Consider the following 20,939-nt stretch of genomic DNA (forward strand, 5'->3'; position numbering starts at 1 on the left):
GTCACGGCGGCAAACCCAGTTGCCGTCGCATTTCCGGCGTCAGAATTGAGCGCGGATCGTATGGTTTCCAGGCATGGCCGTACACTACTTCAAATGTCGCGGGCAATTTGCCGTCGCGGCGCAGGATTTCGTAAGCATCGATAACCTGCTGCCATTGCTTTTTGCCCATCAATCCCTGGCGCCGCCCCTGCATCACGTTATGCGCACCGATGGCTTTCAGATCACGCATCACACCGATGACATCGTCATAGGTCAAGGTGATGTATTCCATATCCATCACCGGCGTGGAGAAACGGTTATTGACCAGCAAATCGCCGATGTCGTGCATGTCGATAAAACGATTGACGTGCTGGTAGCCATCGATGCGCGCGAAAGACTGGCGCAATTCCTTTAACGTATCCGGACCGAAGGTGCTGAACATCAGCAGGCCATCCGTACGCAGAATGCGGTGCATCTCGGCGAACGTGTGTTCCAGATCGTTACACCACTGAAATGCAAGATTCGACCACACCATGCCGACACTCTCATTTTTAATCGGCAGCTGTTCAATATCGGCGCACACATAATCCGTCCGTTGCTGCTGCAACGGCAGCATGCGTTGCCACCAGGCCGTATCGGGACGTGCGTGAGACAGCATCATCCAGGCAATATCGAGCGCGATCAATTGACTTTTTGGATAGCGTTTCGCCAATTGCTGGCTGCCATAGCCGGTGCCGCTGCCCGCATCGAGAATGACATCAGGCCGGTATTTGATGTATTCCAGGCGCGACAGCATGCGGTGGCTGATCTCACGCTGCAGCACTGCCGCCTGATCGTAACTGTGGGCAGCACGCCCGAACGCAGTGCGCAATTGTTTTTTATCAAGCGTGTATTCGGAATTCATTGAGGCAAGTCACAAATTGTTCAGGATAGGATAAAAACGGCGCATGCCCGCAGCGCGCAAACATCACCTGCCGGGATTGCGGTAATTGCTGGTACATCCAGTCGGCGGCAGCGGGATGGGTTATCACGTCATTCTCGCCATGCAATAATAAAACAGGTTGTTGGATTGCGGCGATCCGATCACGCAAATCGCTCTGCTGCAAAATCTTCAATCCTTTCTCCAATGCACCGGAGTCTGGCTCGGCACGCTGAAAGAAATGCTTGCGCAATTGCGACAGAATCTTGCCCGCATCGCGATCGCCGCTGATTTGCAAGGTCAAAAACCGGTTAATGGTCGTTGCATAATTAAGTTTCAAATTCTCCAGGAAAAGCTGCAGCAATTTGCGCTCCATGCCCGATTCCCAATCCTCGTCTTTGGCAAAGCACGGTGTGGTGGAAATCAGAACCAGTTTCTGCACCCGTTGCGGTTCACGCAGCGCCAATTCCATCGCGATCTGTCCGCCCAGTGACCAACCGCCGAGCATGCAACGCTCGGGTAGAATTTCCGCAATAATCCCGATCCAGTGTTCCAACGTACCCGGCTCGGACATAGGGCTGAGTCCATGCCCCGGCAAATCCACCAGATGCAGGCGGAACTGTTGCGCCAGTTGATTCTGAACACCGCTCCATATCCCGCTGTGCATTGCCCAGCCATGTAATAACACCAGATCGGGGCCATGCCCCAAGGATTCAATATGTAAATGCGTCATGCCTGCAATGCGATTTCGTGCAACGCTTCCGCCAAGCGCAAGACATCATGCGGTTGATGAGCTGCGGACAATGAAATGCGCAATCGCGCCGTATCCGGCGGAACTGTCGGCGGACGGATCGCCGGTACCAGAATCCCCCGTTCGCGCAAACGCTGACTGATACACATCGCTGCGGTACTTTCTCCTATCAGCAAAGGCTGAATCGGGGTACTGGAAGGCAATAACTTCCAAGGCAACGATTGCAGTGCTTCTTTCAATCGCGCGATATTTTGCGTTAACGCATCCCGCCGCCATTCGTCCTGTTGAATTAATTTCAGACTAGTCATTAGCGCTTGCGCTAACAAGGGCGGGGTTGCTGTGGTGTAAATATAACTGCGTGCGGATTGAATCAGCGTTTCGATAACTTCCGCTTGCGCCGCGACAAAGGCTCCGAATACGCCCGCAGCCTTTCCCAAGGTCGCCATATAGATGATATTGGGCGAATGGATATTGGCACAATCCGGCAAAAACAAGCTGCCGCGTCCCTGCCTGCCCAACACACCGAAACCGTGCGCATCGTCCAACAACAATACCGCCTGATGTTTCTCGCATACTGCTATCAGCTCAGAAATTGGCGTAATATCACCTTCCATGCTGAATACTGCGTCTGAGATCACCAGCTTACGTCGCGCGTGAATAGTGGATAATCGCTGCTCCAACAACGCAAGATCGGCATGCGGGTAGCGGATAAACTCAGCGCGTGATAGCAAAGCCGCGTCATTCAGCGAGGCATGGTTCAGTTTATCGGCAAAAATAGCATCCTCGCGGCCGACTAATGCTGTGACAACACCGATATTGGCCATGTAACCGGTAGAAAACAGCAATGCCCGCGGAAATCCGACAAATTCCGCCAGTGCTTCTTCAAGAATATGATGCGCGGAAGAATGGCCGTTGATCAAGTGAGATGCACTTGCGCCAACACCATAACGCCGCGCGCCTTTACTGGCCGATTCAATCAGATCCAGATGATTGGCCAACCCCAGGTAGTCGTTGCTGCAGAAAGCCAGATAATCACGCCCATCCATGGTGATATGAGTTGATTGCGGGCTTTCGAGAATTTTTCTCTGTCGCAGCAAACCTTGCTGTTCACGCTGGCGTAATTGCTCGGACAGGTCAGGAAACATCTATGATAGTGCGTGGAGTCCCAGTTTTTCCATCAACGCTCGATCGCGGTCAGTTTCGGGATTTCCCGTCGTCAGCAACTTATCGCCATAGAAAATGGAATTTGCCCCTGCCAGGAAACATAATGACTGAATGGCTTCAGACATTTCCTGCCGTCCTGCGGATAAACGCACCATTGCTTTCGGCATAGAAATCCGCGCGGCGGCGATAGTACGAACGAATTCAAGTGGATCTAACGCTGCCGTGCCATACAGCGGCGTTCCCTCAACTTGTACCAGATGGTTGATCGGAACCGATTCGGGATAAGGATTCATGTTCGCCAACTGCGCGATTAATCCGGCGCGTGAACGGCGCGTCTCGCCCATGCCGACAATACCGCCGCAACATACACTGATTCCGGCCTCGCGCACTTGTTGCAGTGTATTCAGGCGATCCTGATACTGCCGCGTGGTAATGATTTCTTCGTAGTATTCAGGCGCCGTGTCAAGGTTGTGATTATAATAATCCAATCCTGCTTCTCCCAGCTGCTGAGCTTGTCCAGGCTTTAATAAACCCAGTGTGGCACAGGTTTCCAGACCCAATGACTTGACCGCACGTACCATTTCAGTCATCTTTTCGATATCGCGCTGCTTCGGACCACGCCAAGCGGCACCCATGCAGAACCGCGACGCCCCCTTGTCTTTTGCTGCTGTCGCAGCGGATACCACTTCATCCAGCGACAGCATGTCCTGATTTTCAACACCGGTATGATAACGTGCCGCTTGCGGGCAATAGCCGCAATCTTCCGGACAACCGCCCGTCTTCACGGAAATCAGCGTGGATAATTGCACGCCATTCGGATCATGGTGCTGACGATGCACCGTTTGCGCACGAAAAATCAAATCGTTAAAAGGCGCATTCAACAACGACTCAATCTCTGCCACATTCCAAAATTCGGAATTCTGCGATTCCCCGGCAATATTGCCTGGACTGCCTTTCGTTTCGCTATTTGTGATAAGTGAATTCAAATTCATGCCGATTAATCTACCATTCTTTTTAAGTAAACACGATCTTCTATCATTAATACTTTGGATGATCAAGGATTCAAGTGGCTCTGTCAATTTTTCCGTTACTCTTTGTTCATAACAGATCGGACGCTATCCTCATCATGACTCAAACAAGCTGTGTGCTATGCGGCGCATCTACAAGTCAGGATTTCTGCGAATCCTGCATGCTCGACTTACCGCAACTGCCAGAAAATCATTGTCCTATTTGCCTGTGGCCAGTCCCGGCCTCGGAAATATGCGGCGCTTGCCTGAATAAACCGCCGGCATTCACGCGCACCATTGCAGCCCTGCGTTACACTTTTCCTATCGACGCGCTGATTCATGCATTAAAATATCGAACCAATCTTTTCTTGGCGTCGACTCTGGCAAACCTGCTCATTAAAAAATTAATGACCACCGATATACTGCCGGATATCATTATTCCGATGCCTTTGCATCCCATCAGGTTACGTGAACGCGGATTTAATCAGGCGATGGAAATCAGTCGTTATGTTTCGAAGTCACTAGGCGTTAGTGTATTACCCGACTGCTGTACCCGGATCAAACACACACTCCCGCAAACCGGATTACCCTGGAAAGACAGACAGAAAAATATCCGCAGCGCTTTTGATTGTACAATAGATCTTTCCGGCAAGCATGTTGCACTGGTTGATGATGTCATGACAACTGGCGCCACATTGAATGAACTGGCAAAGACACTACGGAAACGCGGCGTAATTGAAGTCAGCAACTGGATAATAGCCCGGGCTTTGCCCGAAAAAAATCAAATAGGCCCGCATTCTCTATAGTATGCCCATAATCACGTCAGCATGTACAACATTATTCTCTACCAACCCGAGATTCCACCCAATACAGGTAACATTATCCGTCTCTGCGCCAATACCGGCATGCAATTGCATCTTGTCAAACCTTTAGGATTTCCACTCCAAGATAAGCAATTATTACGCGCAGGCCTGGATTATCACGAATTTGCTCAAATTATAGTGCACGACAGCTGGGCAGATTGTTGTCACAACCTACGGGATCATCGAATGTTTGCCATCACCACACGGGGAAAACAAGGTTATGACAAAGTAACCTACGCAGCGGGGGATGCCTTTCTGTTTGGTACGGAAAGCCGGGGATTGCCCTCTCATATTATGGATACCTTCCCGGAACAACACCGCATTCGGGTACCCATGGTGGCTAACAGTCGCAGTCTTAATTTATCCAATACTGTCGCCATCATTGCTTATGAAGCATGGCGACAATCCGGTTTTTCCATGGGAATCTAGGCAGCTCTATTGCAGATTCAAGCTATCATTTAAAATGCGTGGAGTCACAAAAATCAACAACTCGCGTTTATTGTCGACCCTGGTTGTATTGCGAAAAACATGACCAAGCACCGGAATATCGCCCAGCATCGGAACTTTATTGACCACTTGATTCTCGGTTCGGTCAAAAATACCACCAATCACTACGGTTCCGCCATTTTCCACCAATACTTTAGTGGTTACTTGCTTGGTGTTAATCGCCGGTGGCAGGAATTGGTTAATAATCGCGCCAATTCTGTCCTGATTGACATTCAATTCCATATCAATCTGACCATTATAGGTAATCAATGGTTTTACCCTTAATCGAAGCGTCGCATCCATAAAACGAATACTCGTGGCTCCACTGCTCGTAGCTTGTTGGAAGGGAATCCGGTCACCCTGCTCGATAATCGCTTCAACGCCATGAGCCGTAACTACACGCGGACTGGCTATCACTCTGCCTTTCTGATCCGTTTCCAATGCCGACAACTCAAGATTAATTAATCGATTATTATTAATTTTCATCAAACTCAAACCCAGTGCCGCCGGACCACCCAATAAACCAGTAGCCGCCGCCGCAGGTAAATTCACATTCAGGTTATTGGCTCCACTTACCCCGCCTCCGGCAGCAAGAGCACTTGAACCTGTTACATTACCCGAAACCCCCAAGGTTTGATCACCTAGGCCACTTGCATTCTGTATACCAAAACGCGCCCCCAGATTGCGGCTAAAATTATCTGTCGCTTCGACAATACGCGCTTCAATCATGACTTGTCTTTCGAACACATCCAGCTTTTGTATGCGCTTCCTGACTTCATCTATTCGAGCAGGAATATCGGTAACCGTCACTGTATTGCTAATTTCATCTATATTAATCGTACCTCGCCTGCTCAGCATACCCTCAAACGAAATTGAATTAACTCTGCGATGATTCAGATGATAAGTTTCTGAGCGCAACGGTTCCATATCGGCTATTTGCATTTGTGCTTCCACATCGAGTAATTCTCTGTCTGCCATCTCTTTCCGCGGCGCCACAAAAATGACATTACCTACCTTACGCTTGTCCAATCCATGCGCCTGCAGCACAATATCAAGTGCCTGATCCCAAGGCACATCCTTTAATCTTAAGGTAAGATTTCCTCCCACCGAATCACTGGCGATAATATTCAAATTGGTGAAATCAGCAATTACTTGCAATACCGCTCTAACCTCCACATCCTGGAAATTGAGCGACAATCTTTCACCGGTATACCCCCCATTAGCACGTCTTTTTTTCGCTTGCTCCTCTTCATCTTCGGTCAGCGCCCGTATTTCAAGAATAAATCTTGTACCTGACTGGCGTGCAGAATGCTCCCAACGTCCACCAGATTTAACATGCATGCGAACATTATTTCCTTTCTTGGATGTTTCAATGATCTGCACAGGCGTAGCAAAATCCATCACGTCAAAGCGCCTTCTAAGACTGCCTGGCAGTAGCGTATCGACAAACTCGACAAAAACATCATCACCTTGTTGCTGCACATCAACGCTTGCGCCAGCTTTTGTCATATCAACTTCAATACGGCCTTCGCCATTTGCACCGCGACGAAAATCAATATCCTGCAACCTATTCATATGGGTGTTAGAAGTTTCCTCAGCGAATCGCACGACAGTGGTAGATGTTAGATTTTCCGGCACAGTAAGCAGCTTGATTAGCAGTATATTTTCCTGCGCTATGATTTCATGCCGCATTAACCTAGCCAAATTCAATACCAACCGTGTTCTATCACCTACCTGAACGACGTTTACGCTGCGCAAATCTCCTTCGGCAGCCTCCTGTTCATTCTTTCCTAACCCATTGGAAATCTGATAAAAATCAAAATAAATACGATTTGGATTGTCCAGTACCACTCCTGTCGGAAGTGCTTGGAGCGGATGATCGAGAGTAATCTTTGCAATTACCTCACTATTTTGGAAAGTAGAGATATCGATTGAACGGATACTATTATGAAGTGCCTCTGCTATTACCGTTTGCGGAGAAAAAATTACCACTGAGAAACAAATTAATATTGCAGCAAATACCATATTAAGGCCATACCCTTTCATAGCTATTGTTAGCTTAATGGTTGTTACGTTGCTAATTCTTCAGCGTAAGTACACTTGTCCTTTCAATCCATTCATTCACCTCGTCTTGTACGATTTCTGATAGCTTAATTTCCGACTCCGAAATATAGTTAATTTTTCCGAAATTCGAACCTAAATAATTACCAACCTTTACACGGTATAGCGCTCCATCCGGTGATTTTATTACAGCAAAAATCATATCTTTTTGTTGTAATGAGCCAACCATGGATAAATTCTCCAGCGGATAGGATTCCAGAAATTCCTTGCGTCGATTCAAATCAGGTTGAATTTCACTCGTGAGCGCCTGTACTTGATTATTTTTGCGCGGCATAAAAGGGCTGGGTATCTCAAATGCCAGATAAGTAAAAGATTTATATGGAATAACTTCAGGCAATGGATCGATCTTACCTTGCAAGCCCTCCCCCGAGGTATGTATAAACGCTTTCAGATCGCTGTAATCATTCTGACTGCACCCAGTTATAATGCTCAACCAAATTATAGATAATACTAGCAGATATATGTTTCTAATCATAATTTATTTACTTCCCACCTGCTTTAATATTTCTTCTTCGTCCAGATAACGAAATGTCTTTGCAACCGCATCCAATATCAGTTTTCCGTCATTCGCAGGTAAAATGCTGACGTCATTTAACGTGACAATCCGTGACAATTGCGCAACATCACTGGCAAATGCGCCAATATCATGATAACTGCCGGTCACCCGGATTGACACTGGCAACTCGGCATAAAATGCATGAATCGTTTCCTGCGCATCGGGTTTAAATAATTCAAACTGTAAGCCACGGCCTAAGCCGGCTTGATTTATATCCACCAATAGCGCCTCCATTTCCGATTTATCAGGAAGCTGTTTTAACAACGCACTAAGAGATTGCTCAATTTCTTTCAACTGCAAACGCAAAGCAGATAGATTAACAGCACTACTTTTCTTAACCAGATAAGTGTTTTTTAGCGTTTCTTCTTCAGCATGTATATTTCCCAGCATTTCGATCTGATCTTGCCAAACTAGAAAATGCCCTGCCACAATGATCGCAACAAATAATATTACCAATGCGGCAATCTTAAATGCCGCCGGCCAATTTCCAGCTTGATTGATATCTAGCTGACGCAATTCCATGAGTAAATTATTCATCTCAGTTTGTATGTATTCTATCCGGCGGCATTAAAAGAAGAATTTTGCACATCATTGACTGATGCTTGCTTGAGTTTTATTTTCATATTGAATTCATTTTGACGCACATTATTTATCGTCATTGCTTTGATTTCTATCAATAACGGCGACTCAAGCCATGGTGAAGACTCAAGATTGCGCATCAGCGTCGATACCCATGCATTGGATTGCGCGTACCCAACTAAAGTAATGTTATGCCCCTCTTGTTTGATACTTTGCAGATATACGCCATCGGGAAGCAGCCGTACCAATTGATCCAGTAAATGAACAACCTCGGATCGACTGTTTTGCAAGGTCTCCACGATTTGTTTACGTGTTAGCAGCTCTTGTGTCTGATTCTTAATTTCTCGGATATCTGCAATCTCTTTATCCAAAATCGCAATCTGCTCATTTAAGTATTGATTACGGCTATTCTGAAATTCTATCTTTTCAGCAATCATGTCATGAACACCCCAAACCACAAGCAAACCTAAAAACCCGGCCAATCCGGCCAGCACTGCGATTTGCTGTTGCCGTGCTTTACGTTTAAGTTCACGATGAGGAAGTAAGTTAATGCGGATCATGATGGATCAAAATTTCTTAAAGCCAGACCGCAAGCAATCAAAAGCGAAGGTGCATCGAGGTTCAATTGCCGCGGGATAATACGACTCGACAATTCCATAGTTGCAAAAGGATTCAGAATCAGAGTGCTGACTTGCGTACGTGCTGCAATAACCGCATCCAATCCGGGAATGACTGCACTTCCACCCGCTATAAAAATATGGTTCACTTCAGTATATTGCGTGGAGGTATAAAAAAACTGAATGGCGCGCATCACTTCGATGGCCAATGTCTCGCAGAATGGTTGCAAAACATCTGCCTGGTAGTTTTTAGGTAACTCTCCGCTACGCTTGGCTGCTTCAGATTCTTCCAGCGAGAGGTTAAATTGATTATGTATTTCTTGTGTTAGTTGATTGCCGCCAAAGGATTGATCCCGGGAATATATCGACTCACCATTGAGCAGTACATTAACTTTCATAACCGTTGCACCGATATCAACTAATGCCATTATCTGGTCTTTCCCTCCCCCTGGCAATTGATTCAGCGTTAACTCAAACGCTGCTTGCGCCGCATAAGGTTCCACGTCCATGACCGTAGTCTTCAAACCGGCAGATAGCGCTGCTGCCACACGATCTTCGACTTTTTCTTTACGTGATGCCGCAATTAGAACTTCAACTTCCTCTGAATTATTGGAAATTGATCGAGTGATTTGAAAATCCAGATCAACCTCATCCAATGGAAATGGAATATATTGACTGGCCTCATTTTCCACTTGAAAAATTAAATCATCCTCCCGCTGCCCTGCGGGGACAATTATTTTTTTTGTAATCACATCTGTTGCAGGCAACGCCAGCGCTACATTTTTATAGCGAGTTCCCATACGCTTCCAACCACGTAGTAAGCATTCACTCACTGCTTCCATATTGGCAATTCCACCATCCAGCATTGCATCTACCGGCAAAGACTCTATAACATAACGATCTATCCGATAGGTTTGGCTTCCCTTGCCAGTTTGTGATAATTCAACCATTTTTATCGATGAGGAGCTGATGTCCACACCAATCAATGGAGGCGACTTCATTTTTAAGAAGCCCAGATCAATAGCAAAATTTTCCTTGAACATTGTTTGATTAGCGGCGATACTCGCAAATTAAAAGTTGCCCTATCAGAGCTAGAATATGTAAAATCCTTACTGTCCGCATAAATTCCATGAAACCATTCACCAGATTGAAAAAACTGGCATTGATTCTGACAGAATCTGTAAAATCCTATTCAAAGAAAAGCGCTGGATATACCCCCCCTTTCACTGGGTAACTCGACAATACCATTATATGATAAGCCTCTATCTATTTTCATGTTAGCTCGTTGGTTATATTATTTTTTCCTTGCATTCTCAGCACTAGGCTTGATTGGAATCCTATTAGCAGGTTTTGCCGCATCGGTTATCTATTCAAACTTACCATCATTGGAAACATTAACGGATTACCGCCCTAAAATTCCCTTACGGATATACAGTGATGAAGGTCTATTAATCGGAGAATTTGGTGCAGAGCGTAGAAATGTTGTGACTATTTCTCAAGTTCCAGAAAATTTAAAACAATCAATTCTGGCAGCAGAGGATGATCGTTTTTATGAACACGGTGGTGTCGACTATCTTGGCGTTCTACGAGCGGCCTATTCAAATTTTTCTGCAGGAAGTGTACGGCAAGGTGCCAGTACAATAACAATGCAAGTGGCACGAAATTTTTTTCTGACACGAGAAAAAACCTTTACCAGAAAGCTTAGTGAAACACTATTGGCTTTTAAGATTGAGCATAATCTTACTAAAGATAAAATTTTGGAGCTCTACATCAACCAAATCTATCTTGGGCAGCGTAGTTATGGCTTTGCAGCCGCAGCGCAAACATACTTTGGAAAATCTTTACAGGAAATTAATATTGCAGAGGCCGCCATGCTGGCAGGTCTTCCCAAAGCACCCTCCAGTTATAATCCTATCAGCAATCCTAAGCGAGCTAAAAGTCGGCAACTTTACGTCTTAGGAAGATTATATAAACTTAACTACATTTCTAGCAAAGAACTAAGCGAATTAGAAAAACGATCTGTTCCAGTAAAAAAACGCTCAACAATCTCCGCAATTCCGGCAGAATATGTTGCCGAGATGGTTCGCCAAGTAATCTATGATCGCTACCAGGAAGACGCGTATAATAAAGGCATAAAGGTCTACACGACAATTCGCCAACTTGATCAAGAATCTGCTTATCAGGCTCTACGAAAAAATGTAATCGAATACGACCGGCGTTGGGGTTATCGAGGTCCTGAAGGATTTATTGATTTACTGAAAAATGGAACAAACCAAGAAAAAACACTGAATGATGCGTTAGATGAAGTTAACGACAGTGACGATATTTATGCAGCGGTTGTATTGGCTGCAAGACCAAATAAAGTACAGGTCTATCGTAGAGGAGGAGAAATCATCGAAATCACTGGTGATGGGCTTAAATTTGCACAAAAATCCCTTACTGAGAAAAAAGAACCTGGGAAAAAATATATCATTCCTGGTGCACTGATCCGTATTCAGAAAAATCCAGACAATGTATGGCGTATTGTTCAATTGCCTGGAGTTGAGTCAGCACTGGTTTCAATTGATTCCAACGATGGTGCAATACGTGCTTTGGTCGGTGGTTTTGATTTTTACAAGAATCAATTTAATCACGTCACTCAAGCATGGCGACAGCCTGGATCCAGCTTCAAGCCTTTTATTTACTCCGCGGCTTTGGAAAAAGGCTTCACTCCGGCGACGATCATCAACGATGCACCGCTCTCGTTCAGCGCAACTCAGACAGGAAGCCAGCTATGGGAGCCGAAAAATTTCGATGGTAAATTTGAAGGACCAATACGTATGCGCACCGCCTTGACCAAATCAAAAAATCTTGCATCCATTCGAATACTACAAGCTATTGGCATACGCTACGCACAAGACTATATAACCCGATTTGGTTTTGATGCGGGACGCCACCCTCCTTATTTACCAATGGCACTTGGAGCAGGTTCAGTCACACCAATGCAGATGGCTGTGGGCTATGCGGTATTTGCGAATGGCGGATTCCGTATCGCTCCATATTTTATAAAAAGTATTGAAGATGAAAGAGGTAACGTCATTGAACAGTTTCACCCCATATCAGTATCAAGTGGCGCCAAACGGGTCATTGATCCACGTAATGCATTTATTATGACAAGTATGATGCAAGACGTGATTAACCGCGGCACAGCTGTTAAAGCTAAACAGCTGGGACGCAGTGATCTCGCAGGGAAAACGGGCACTACCAGTAATTTTATAGATGCTTGGTTTTGCGGTTTCCAGAAAGATTTAGTTACTATTGCATGGATAGGATATGACGAACCCAAATCGTTAGGCAGCAATGAAACTGGCGGACGTGTCGCATTACCTCTCTGGATGGATTACATGGATCCAGTTTTAAAAGGCATTCCAATAGCTGGATACCCGCCACCTAGTGGAGTTAAAGCAGCGAAAATAAATTCAGCAACAGGACTTAGAGATGAGTATGGAGACATTACAGAATACTTCTTTAATGAATTGCTTCCTCCCATAATGAACAACTCTATTGAGTTTGCACCCAAAGTAACGAGAGATGTCAAAGATCAATTATTCTAAGAATTGGAACATATCCTAATTTTATGTATTTAAGTTATTTTTAAGCCATTCAGCCGCTTCGACAGCATAATAAGTTAGAATCCCGTCCGCACCCGCGCGCTTAAAAGCAAGCAATGACTCCAATACACAAGATTCTTCATTTAACCACCCATTGATCACAGAGGCTTTGAGCATTGCATACTCACCACTAACTTGATAAACAAATGTAGGTGCGCCGAACTGATCTTTCACACGGCGAATGATATCTAAATAAGGCATACCCGGCTTAATCATTACCATATCAGCCCCCTCATCCAAATCTAATCCAACTTCCCATAATGCTTCATCGGAATTCGCAGGATCCATTTGATAAGTATATTTGTTACCAGCACCTAGATTCTTAGAGGACCCCACAGCGTCACGAAATGGACCATAAAAACTCGAGGCGTACTTAGCAGAATAGGCTAGAATACGTGTATGGATGAATTTATGATTATCTAAGCTATTTCTAATCGCAGAAATACGTCCATCCATCATATCCGAAGGTGCCACAATGTCTGCGCCTGCCTGGGCGTGAATCAATGCTTGCTGGCAAAGAATCTGTACTGTTTCATCATTCATCACATAGCCAGATTGATCGATCAAGCCATCTTGACCATGAATTGTATATGGATCCAAAGCAATATCGGTAATTACTCCCAACTCAGGAAAGCTTGTCTTTAGTTGTCTTATTGTTCGCGGCACGAGTCCGTCAGGATTATATGCCTCGCTTGCAGTAAGATTCTTCTGTTCGATATCTATAACTGGAAAAATAGCAAGGGCTGGAATACCAAGGCGCACGCATCTCTCTGCCTGAACCATTAAAATATCGACACTCTGCCTCACCACACCAGGCATTGATTCGATATTCTCACTACGATTTTTTCCATCTAAAACAAAAACCGGATAAATAAAATCATCTGGTAGAAGATGAGTTTCTCGCATCAAATTACGAGAAAACTTATCGTGCCGCATTCGACGCATTCTTCTTTGAGGAAAATGACTATAGGAAAACATAATAACAAATGAGAGAAATTAAAAAATCATCTGGGAACTGACTCGAAGATTGCGTGTCTCACAAGTGGACAATCTTGATCGTCCACCTGTCTTTCCTCCCTGAGACAGGGAAAGTGATATTAAGGCGGTTCCCCCGGTTTTACTCCCCTTTAACCGGGGTTTTTTATATAGATTCTGATAGTTGTATTTAATTATCATATAGCTACTAATTATACACGCAGCCATTCAGTTATAACCGCCATCGCATCTTCAACACCGATATTCGTCATACTTGAGAATAACTGCACACTACATTGCGGATAGAATTCCTTTATAAAAAGAGCTACTTTCTGTAAAGTGATATTTGCCTGCTGTTTACTTAATTTGTCAGCTTTGGTTAATAAAATATGAATTACTTTTCCTGTCGATGAAAACCAGTCAAGCATTTGAATATCCTGAGGTTTCAGAGGATGGCGGATATCCATTACTAATATCAATCCCTTAAGCGAATTACGAGTTCGCAAGTAGTTACTTAATAAATTTTTCCAGTGTTGCCGTATATGCTCTGGAACCCTAGCATAACCATACCCGGGTAAGTCAACAAGAAATTGATTTGATGCTAATTGAAAAAAATTAATTAGTTGTGTGCGTCCTGGAGTCTTACTAACAAATGCCAAGCGATTTCTATTTGTTAGTGTATTGATGGCACTTGATTTTCCAGCATTTGATCGCCCAGAAAATGCAATTTCAATGCCGGAATGCTTTGGTAAATCCCGTTCCTCATGTGCAGAAGTATAAAAAGTCGCATTCAATAAATGAGGCGTATTTATAGCAAGAAACTAGATTCTGAATTTTTTAGTATGTCATTAGCGACTATTATCAAGCCTTCTAACACTAAATTATTAATAACCTTGATTGGAAGCTTAAAAAAAGGAATTAATAATGAAGCATTCCCGCCACTTATGATGCAATTGGCAGAAGCTATATTTGCATTTGATAACAAAATGTTGTACATCCTATCAATAGCGCCTAGTATGCAATGCAGCGTACCGCTTCGTATCGCATTTCCAGTATTGACAGGAAAATCTTCATAGCTACCCGATTCAATAGTAGTAAGTTGAGTACCTGCCAGAAGGCTTTTAGTCATTAAATCAAATCCAGGCAGTATTACTCCACCAAGAAATTTACCAGATTCCGAAAGAACATCAATTGTCACTGCTGTTCCCATGTTAATAACTAAGCAAGGTTGCCTCTCAATTTTCCAAGCAGCAATTAAAGCTGCCCAACGATCACTTCCTAATTGCTCCGGGTTAGTATAACCGTTAATCACACTACATCTAAACCTATTAGCGCATAACCATTGTGGTTTCGCGGGCCAGAGAGAAACTAACTTACTTATTTGATTTTTAGTTTCATCGCGAGCAACATGAGAAATAATAATAAAGGTCGGTCGAGGGAATTTAATGAATTCGCTCTCTAAATTAGAAACATCCTTGTAAAAGACATTACCCTGTTTTAACCACTGATCACCACTATACAATCCCCATTTTATATTCGAATTTCCAGAATCGATAGCAAGTATAGAGGACATGAATTCTCAGTGAATCCTAGATCGAATCGAAATGTTACCTACATTAAACGATTTCTTTCCTTCAAGTGTTAACAAGCATATGGCACCATCATCAGTTACTCCGTCGACTATACCTGCTATTGCCAAGCCATTTGGAAAGATCAAATCAACTTCACATCCTTCGTAAGAATGATAACTAACCCATTCTTTCTTAAAATAAGAAAAACCATGGTATGCAAAATCATCAAGAACATTATATAGCTCTGATAATAGCTTTCCCAATACTAGGTTTCGATCTATTAAATTACCAGTTACATTTGATAAATCAGTAACTTTCTGATCAATTAAAGGTATAATTGATTCAGAAAGATTAAAATTTATACCGATGCCTATTACCGCGTATGATGGTCCGCGTACCTCGCCGCGAATTTCTGTTAGAATACCAGCTAATTTATGGTTATCGCATAGAATATCATTTGGCCATTTTATGTTGATATTTTGAATAGAATAAGATCTTAAAATTCTTAAAATTGCAATACCAACGACTAAGCTTAAACCAGATAGATTAGATACTCCTTTTTCAAAGCTCCAGCATATTGAGAACATTAGCCCGTTACCAAAACCACATTGCCAAATACGTCCTTCTCGTCCTCTTCCACTAGTTTGAAATTCTGCAACAGCAACCGGAGTTGAATCTTTAATTAATGTATTTCTTTTTAATTGACTAAGAAGGTAATTATTGGTTGAATCGACAATATCGAACAATTTTAAATCGAATCTTTCTGGCTCAATCGATGTATATCGAGTAATTAGCTCAATATCTAACCATGATATTGGCGTATTTAATCGAATTCCATATCCATTAATATTTACTATATCAACATTATATTTTTGTAATTGGATCACTAAGAAATATATCGAAGCTAACGAACATCTAAAATGTTTTGCTAAAGAATTCGCTGAATGATACAACCCATCATTCAATAAGACTAACAAATGCAGCGCTCTTAAATTCGCATACATGCATGTATGAAACTTCTAGGGCCTAGGCTATTCAATATATTTTTACAATTATACTAATATTAGTTTATTAATTAACTACCATCAGTATTAGTTGATTTAGATTCATATATCGGCCTATCAACCAACTCTACCAAAGCCATTGGAGCATTATCTCCCTTCCTGTAACCATACTTAAGAATTCTAATATATCCTCCAGGGCGAGCAACATAACGAGGTCCCAATTCAGAAAATAATTTTGTCACACTTACGCGGTCACGAAGTCTATTAAAAGCTAATCTTCTATTTGCAAGTGAAGGCTCTTTTCCTAAAGTAATCATAGGCTCAACATATCTTCTTAGTTCTTTAGCCTTTGGTAGCGTTGTTTTAATGATCTCATGACGTAACAACGAATTACTCATATTCTGAAACATAGCTTTTCTATGACTACTCGTTCGATTCAATTTTCTCAAGGCATTATTGTGCCGCATGATTATTTTCCTTTGAAACACTATCAAGATTAGCTGGTGGCCAATTATCTAATTTCATTCCTAATGTAAGTTCTCTTGATGCTAAAACTTCTTTAATTTCATTCAATGATTTTCTTCCTAAGTTCGGCGTTCTTAGCAATTCAGCTTCAGTTCTCTGAATTAAATCCCCTATATAGTATATATTTTCCACCTTCAAGCAATTAGCTGATCTTACTGTTAGCTCTAAATCATCAACTGGTCGGAGTAGTATGGGATCGATCTGCGGAGCTTGTGGTTTTTCTTTTGGTATAGGAGTACTTTCAAGATCAGCAAAAACAGATAATTGTTGAACCAAAACACGAGCAGCAAAGCGTATTGCTTCCTCAGGTTCAACTGCACCATTTGTTTCAATATCAACAATCAGTTTGTCTAAATCAGTTCGTTGTTCTACACGAGCACTCTCAACCGAATAACTTACACGCTTAATTGGACTAAAAGAGGCATCTAGTAATATAGTTCCTATGCTATTTTTTTCATTAATACCGCTTTTTCTAATATTAACAGGAGCATAACCTATTCCTTTTTCTATCTTAAGCTGTACATCAATTTTTCCCTCTGATGTCAGATGTGCAATCACATGTTCTGGATTAATTATCTCTACATCATGACTAAGTTCAATATCTGCAGCGGTAACAATACCTTTACCGGATTTCTTTAATGAAAGTATTACTTCATCATTATTATGTAATTTTAAGACAATGCCCTTTATATTCATTAGTATGTCAACAACATCTTCTTGCACACCATCAAGTGCTGAATATTCATGTAATACGCCAGCGATTTTAATTTCTGTTGGGGCATATCCTGTCATAGAAGACAATAATATCCGGCGCAGAGCATTTCCTAATGTATGCCCATAACCTCGCTCAAAGGGCTCCATGACAACTTTTGCATGAAGGGGTGATATATTTTGAACATCAATAATTCTTGGCGTTAGCAAATCTGTACCGTGCATAGTAATAAATGTGCCTTAAAATAAAGAAAATCAATAATATTATTGATTACTTAGAATACAATTCGACAACCAAAGATTCATTAATCGTCGCAGGTAAATCAGATCGCTCAGGTTTTGTCTTAAAAATTCCTTTCATTGCTTTAATATCAACTTCGATCCATGTTGGAAAATTACGGTTATTCGCTATTTCAAGTGCATTCTTGATTCTCAATTGCTCTTTTGCCTTTTCTGCAACTTCAACAGTATCTCCAGCTTTCACTCTATATGAAGGAATATTGACACGACTACCATTTACTAAAATACAATTATGCCTAACAATCTGCCTAGCTTCAGATCTAGATGCTCCAAATCCCATATGAAAAGAAACGTTATCCAAGCGACTCTCAAGCAATTGAAGAAGGTTATCGCCAGTTATACCACGCTGTTTATCTGCAATTTTATAAATATTTCGGAATTGTTTTTCTAAAATCCCATATATTCTTCTTATTTTCTGCTTTTCCCGTAACTGACCGCCATAATCTGATATTCTTCCTTTCTTCTGACCGTGTTGTCCCGGTGGATAATTTCTCCTTTCTATTGCACATTTATCAGTAAAGCATTTTTCACCTTTTAAAAAAAGTTTTTCGCCTTCCCGTCTACATTGTTTACATTTTGGTTCAAGATTCTTTGCCAAAGTTTAATCTCCTCAAATTCTCCGTTTTTTTGGAGGGCGACATCCATTATGCGGTATTGGTGTTACATCCGAAATACTAGTTATTTTAAAGCCAGCAGAATTCAATGCCCTTACAGCTGAATCTCTTCCTGGCCCAGGGCCTTTAACTCTGACTTCTAAATTTTTTACACCACAATCGATTGCAATTTTACTTGCATTCTCCGCCGCAATTTGTGCTGCGAAAGGCGTACTTTTACGAGATCCCTTAAATCCAGCACCCCCAGAAGTAGCCCACGATAAAGCATTACCTTGCCTATCAGTAATTGTAACAATTGTATTGTTAAACGAAGCATGTATATGAGCTATTCCCTCCGATACATTCTTTTTTATTTTTTTTCGTACTCTAGAAGCTGTTTTAACCATTTGATTCCCTATTTGCAACTACATAAACAATCATATTATCTAGCACGTATTGCTTTACGAGGTCCTTTTCGCGTTCTAGCATTTGTACGTGTTCGTTGACCTCGGACAGGGAGACCACGTCGATGACGCAAGCCACGATAACATCCCAGATCCATAAGCCTTTTTATATTCATTGAGATCTCTCGACGCAGATCCCCTTCAATCGTTAACTTCGAAACTTGATCGCGTATCAATTCTATCTGATCTTCAGATAAATCTTTAAGCTTTATATCAATATCGACACCTATAGCATTACATATACCTATTGAGCTTGTTCGACCAATTCCATATATAGAAGTCAATGCTATACCAATATGCTTATGATTGGGAATATTTACACCAGCAATACGCGCCATTCAATTTCCTTGTTTCTTGTGTATAAAAATAGATAGATAACGAATAATTATCCTTGTCTCTGCTTATGTCTTCGATCCTCACATATTACTCGAAGTATTCTATTTCGACGTATGATTTTACATTTTCTACAAAATTTTTTTACAGACGCATTTACTTTCATAGTATTCATTCCACAAAGGTTTTTTTTAAAATTATTATTTAGCTCTAAATGTAATTCTAGCTCTAGTAAGATCATACGGAGTTAAATCGACTGTTACTTTGTCGCCAGGTAAAATCCTTATATAATGCATCCGCATCTTGCCCGAAATATGACCAAGAACGATATGGCCGTTTTCTAGTTTTACCCTAAATGTCGCATTAGGAAGAGTTTCAAGTATCTCACCTTGCATTTGTATCGTTTCTTCTTTAGCCATCAAATATTATTATATCCCGCTATTTAACATTTAGTTTACCGCTATTGGTTTTAAGATTAGTTTTCTTTAATAGACTATCATACTGCGAAGACATCACATGCGATTGTACCTGAGACATAAAATCCATCGTAACAATCACTATAATTAGAAGCGATGTGCCGCCAAAATAAAATGGCACATTCCATTTCAGAATCAAAAATTCTGGTAACAAACATACGAGTGTTACATATATCGATCCAGCCAAAGTTAAGCGAAGCATTATTTTCTCAATATATCGTGTAGTCTGTTCTCCAGGCCTAATGCCAGGTATAAACGCTCCACTTTTTTTAAGATTATCTGCAGTTTCCTTTGGATTAAAAACAAGTGCTGTATAAAAAAAACAAAAGAAAACAATCATCATAGCGTATAACATTACATAAATCGGCTGTCCAGGAGCTAATGCAGCACTTATATCCTTCAATATTATCATTGACTCATTATTTGCAAACCATCCGGCCAAGGTTGCCGGAAATAAAATAATGCTTGATGCAAATATGGGCGGTATCACTCCGGCCATATTTATTTTTAAAGGTAAATGAGAGCTTTGGCCGCCATATATTTTTTGACCAATCTGACGTTTAGCGTAATTTACCAAGATACGCCTCTGTCCTTTTTCTACAAATACAACAAACCATGTAACTAAAGCAGCAGCTATAAAAATCCCCAACGCAATGATGAAATGCATTGAGCCGGTGCTAACTAAATCTAAGGTACCTCCTATCGCACTTGGCAGACCTGCTGCTATCCCCGCAAAAATTATTAAAGAAATTCCATTACCAATACCACGTTCAGTAATTTGCTCACCCAACCACATTAAAAAGATTGTTCCCGTCACTAACGTAATCACGGTAGTTAGAGTAAACATCCCGCCCGGATCAATTACTAACCCGTTTTGTGATTGAAGCGCAATTGATATCCCATAGCTCTGTACTAGCGCTAGAACAAGCGTACCATACCTTGTATATTGTGTGATTTTTCTTCTACCATTCTCGCCTTCTTTTTTTAGCGCCTCTAAATAAGGCACAGCAACTGTTCCAAGTTGCATAATAATTGAGGCTGAAATGTAGGGCATTATACCCAATGCAAATATAGAAAAACGCGAAAGTGCCCCTCCTGAAAACATATTAAACATTCCCAAAACACCACTTTCCTGCGACTCAAACAAGTCCTTTAATACAATTGAGTCAATACCAGGTACCGGAACGTGCGCACCAATTCTATATACAATTAATGCTAATAACAAAAACCATAAACGTCGCTTTAAATCAGAAAATTTATCGACAGGCTTATTCGATGTACCTTTTATAGCCACT

24 protein-coding genes are annotated in these 20,939 nt (G+C 42.1%); 3 read left to right on the forward strand and 21 right to left on the reverse strand.

All coding sequences use genetic code 11. The annotated features are described in order from the left end of the window. Position 1: 1 nt before the first annotated feature. Genes bioC through bioB form a run of 4 tightly spaced genes read right to left on the reverse strand, consistent with a single transcriptional unit; the run spans position 2 to position 3,805 of the window. On the reverse strand, positions 2 to 883 hold the full coding sequence (gene bioC, locus C4S39_RS10895) for a malonyl-ACP O-methyltransferase BioC (protein WP_103967025.1): 882 nt from the start codon (positions 881 to 883) through the stop codon (positions 2 to 4). Then, positions 861 to 1,631 (reverse strand): pimeloyl-ACP methyl ester esterase BioH, encoded by a 771-nt coding sequence (gene bioH / locus C4S39_RS10900; RefSeq protein ID WP_103967026.1) that lies wholly within the window; start codon positions 1,629 to 1,631, stop codon positions 861 to 863. Before bioH ends, bioC begins: the two co-directional genes overlap by 23 nt. Next, positions 1,628 to 2,794, reverse strand: a complete 1,167-nt coding sequence (gene bioF, locus C4S39_RS10905; RefSeq protein WP_103967027.1) for an 8-amino-7-oxononanoate synthase — start codon at positions 2,792 to 2,794, stop codon at positions 1,628 to 1,630. Before bioF ends, bioH begins: the two co-directional genes overlap by 4 nt. Then, entirely contained in the window at positions 2,795 to 3,805 is a 1,011-nt protein-coding gene (gene bioB, locus C4S39_RS10910) for a biotin synthase BioB (protein WP_103967028.1), read from the reverse strand. 134 nt (positions 3,806 to 3,939) lie between these two features. On the opposite strand from bioB, the gene C4S39_RS10915 reads away from it, so the two are divergent. Further along, a complete protein-coding gene (locus C4S39_RS10915; RefSeq protein ID WP_103967066.1) occupies positions 3,940 to 4,626 on the forward strand; it encodes a ComF family protein in 687 nt (228 codons plus the stop codon). Positions 4,627 to 4,647: 21 nt separating this feature from the next. Continuing rightward, complete coding sequence (gene trmL / locus C4S39_RS10920; protein WP_103967029.1) at positions 4,648 to 5,112, forward strand: tRNA (uridine(34)/cytosine(34)/5-carboxymethylaminomethyluridine(34)-2'-O)-methyltransferase TrmL; 465 nt, start codon at positions 4,648 to 4,650, stop codon at positions 5,110 to 5,112. 6 nt (positions 5,113 to 5,118) lie between these two features. Here trmL and pilQ read toward each other — a convergent pair whose 3' ends face one another. From pilQ to C4S39_RS10945, 5 genes are read right to left on the reverse strand one after another with little or no spacing between them, the layout of a single operon-like run. Continuing rightward, entirely contained in the window at positions 5,119 to 7,215 is a 2,097-nt protein-coding gene (gene pilQ, locus C4S39_RS10925; RefSeq protein ID WP_103967030.1) for a type IV pilus secretin PilQ family protein, read from the reverse strand. Between the two features lie 31 nt (positions 7,216 to 7,246). After that, the gene (locus tag C4S39_RS10930) at positions 7,247 to 7,765 is read right to left on the reverse strand and encodes a pilus assembly protein PilP (RefSeq protein WP_103967031.1); all 519 of its coding nucleotides are present in this window, start codon (positions 7,763 to 7,765) and stop codon (positions 7,247 to 7,249) included. A 3-nt stretch (positions 7,766 to 7,768) separates the two neighbouring features. Next, entirely contained in the window at positions 7,769 to 8,383 is a 615-nt protein-coding gene (locus tag C4S39_RS10935) for a type IV pilus inner membrane component PilO (protein WP_103967032.1), read from the reverse strand. 17 nt (positions 8,384 to 8,400) lie between these two features. Next, positions 8,401 to 8,985 (reverse strand): PilN domain-containing protein, encoded by a 585-nt coding sequence (locus C4S39_RS10940; protein WP_103967033.1) that lies wholly within the window; start codon positions 8,983 to 8,985, stop codon positions 8,401 to 8,403. Continuing rightward, positions 8,982 to 10,085 (reverse strand): pilus assembly protein PilM, encoded by a 1,104-nt coding sequence (locus C4S39_RS10945; RefSeq protein ID WP_103967034.1) that lies wholly within the window; start codon positions 10,083 to 10,085, stop codon positions 8,982 to 8,984. The genes C4S39_RS10940 and C4S39_RS10945 overlap by 4 nt, the downstream gene beginning before the upstream one ends. A 231-nt stretch (positions 10,086 to 10,316) precedes the next feature. Here C4S39_RS10945 and C4S39_RS10950 point away from each other — a divergent pair, with 231 nt between their 5' ends. Further along, on the forward strand, positions 10,317 to 12,635 hold the full coding sequence (locus C4S39_RS10950) for a penicillin-binding protein 1A (protein ID WP_103967035.1): 2,319 nt from the start codon (positions 10,317 to 10,319) through the stop codon (positions 12,633 to 12,635). Between the two features lie 21 nt (positions 12,636 to 12,656). Here the strand turns inward: C4S39_RS10950 and hemB are convergent, their stop codons facing one another. The 12 genes from hemB to secY all read right to left on the reverse strand — a co-directional run bounded on the left by hemB (position 12,657) and on the right by secY (position 20,938). After that, entirely contained in the window at positions 12,657 to 13,670 is a 1,014-nt protein-coding gene (gene hemB / locus C4S39_RS10955) for a porphobilinogen synthase (RefSeq protein WP_103967036.1), read from the reverse strand. Between the two features lie 209 nt (positions 13,671 to 13,879). Beyond that, positions 13,880 to 14,461 (reverse strand): ribosome biogenesis GTP-binding protein YihA/YsxC, encoded by a 582-nt coding sequence (gene yihA, locus C4S39_RS10960; RefSeq protein WP_103967037.1) that lies wholly within the window; start codon positions 14,459 to 14,461, stop codon positions 13,880 to 13,882. Positions 14,462 to 14,475: 14 nt separating this feature from the next. After that, positions 14,476 to 15,240, reverse strand: a complete 765-nt coding sequence (locus C4S39_RS10965) for a type III pantothenate kinase (RefSeq protein ID WP_103967038.1) — start codon at positions 15,238 to 15,240, stop codon at positions 14,476 to 14,478. Positions 15,241 to 15,246: 6 nt separating this feature from the next. Next, complete coding sequence (locus C4S39_RS10970) at positions 15,247 to 16,125, reverse strand: biotin--[acetyl-CoA-carboxylase] ligase (protein ID WP_258039412.1); 879 nt, start codon at positions 16,123 to 16,125, stop codon at positions 15,247 to 15,249. Positions 16,126 to 16,313: 188 nt separating this feature from the next. Beyond that, complete coding sequence (rplQ, locus tag C4S39_RS10975; RefSeq protein WP_103967040.1) at positions 16,314 to 16,709, reverse strand: 50S ribosomal protein L17; 396 nt, start codon at positions 16,707 to 16,709, stop codon at positions 16,314 to 16,316. Next, a complete protein-coding gene (locus C4S39_RS10980; protein ID WP_103967041.1) occupies positions 16,696 to 17,703 on the reverse strand; it encodes a DNA-directed RNA polymerase subunit alpha in 1,008 nt (335 codons plus the stop codon). Before C4S39_RS10980 ends, rplQ begins: the two co-directional genes overlap by 14 nt. Before the next feature lie 46 nt (positions 17,704 to 17,749). Next, complete coding sequence (gene rpsD / locus C4S39_RS10985; RefSeq protein WP_103967042.1) at positions 17,750 to 18,376, reverse strand: 30S ribosomal protein S4; 627 nt, start codon at positions 18,374 to 18,376, stop codon at positions 17,750 to 17,752. Between the two features lie 12 nt (positions 18,377 to 18,388). Then, on the reverse strand, positions 18,389 to 18,778 hold the full coding sequence (gene rpsK, locus C4S39_RS10990) for a 30S ribosomal protein S11 (protein WP_103967043.1): 390 nt from the start codon (positions 18,776 to 18,778) through the stop codon (positions 18,389 to 18,391). 35 nt (positions 18,779 to 18,813) lie between these two features. Further along, positions 18,814 to 19,173: a 30S ribosomal protein S13 gene (gene rpsM, locus C4S39_RS10995; RefSeq protein ID WP_103967044.1), complete on the reverse strand. Its 360-nt coding sequence runs from the start codon at positions 19,171 to 19,173 to the stop codon at positions 18,814 to 18,816. A 47-nt stretch (positions 19,174 to 19,220) separates the two neighbouring features. Beyond that, positions 19,221 to 19,409: a 50S ribosomal protein L36 gene (gene rpmJ / locus C4S39_RS16140; RefSeq protein ID WP_445641271.1), complete on the reverse strand. Its 189-nt coding sequence runs from the start codon at positions 19,407 to 19,409 to the stop codon at positions 19,221 to 19,223. After that, positions 19,369 to 19,587, reverse strand: a complete 219-nt coding sequence (gene infA, locus C4S39_RS11005) for a translation initiation factor IF-1 (RefSeq protein WP_013647126.1) — start codon at positions 19,585 to 19,587, stop codon at positions 19,369 to 19,371. Before infA ends, rpmJ begins: the two co-directional genes overlap by 41 nt. Positions 19,588 to 19,606: 19 nt before the next feature. After that, positions 19,607 to 20,938, reverse strand: coding sequence for a preprotein translocase subunit SecY (secY, locus tag C4S39_RS11010; RefSeq protein WP_103967045.1), 1,332 nt, complete (start codon positions 20,936 to 20,938; stop codon positions 19,607 to 19,609). Between the last annotated feature and the right edge of the window lies 1 nt (position 20,939).

The organism is Nitrosomonas ureae (assembly GCF_900108305.1).
GTDB classification, from domain to species: Bacteria; Pseudomonadota; Gammaproteobacteria; order Burkholderiales; family Nitrosomonadaceae; genus Nitrosomonas; species Nitrosomonas ureae_B.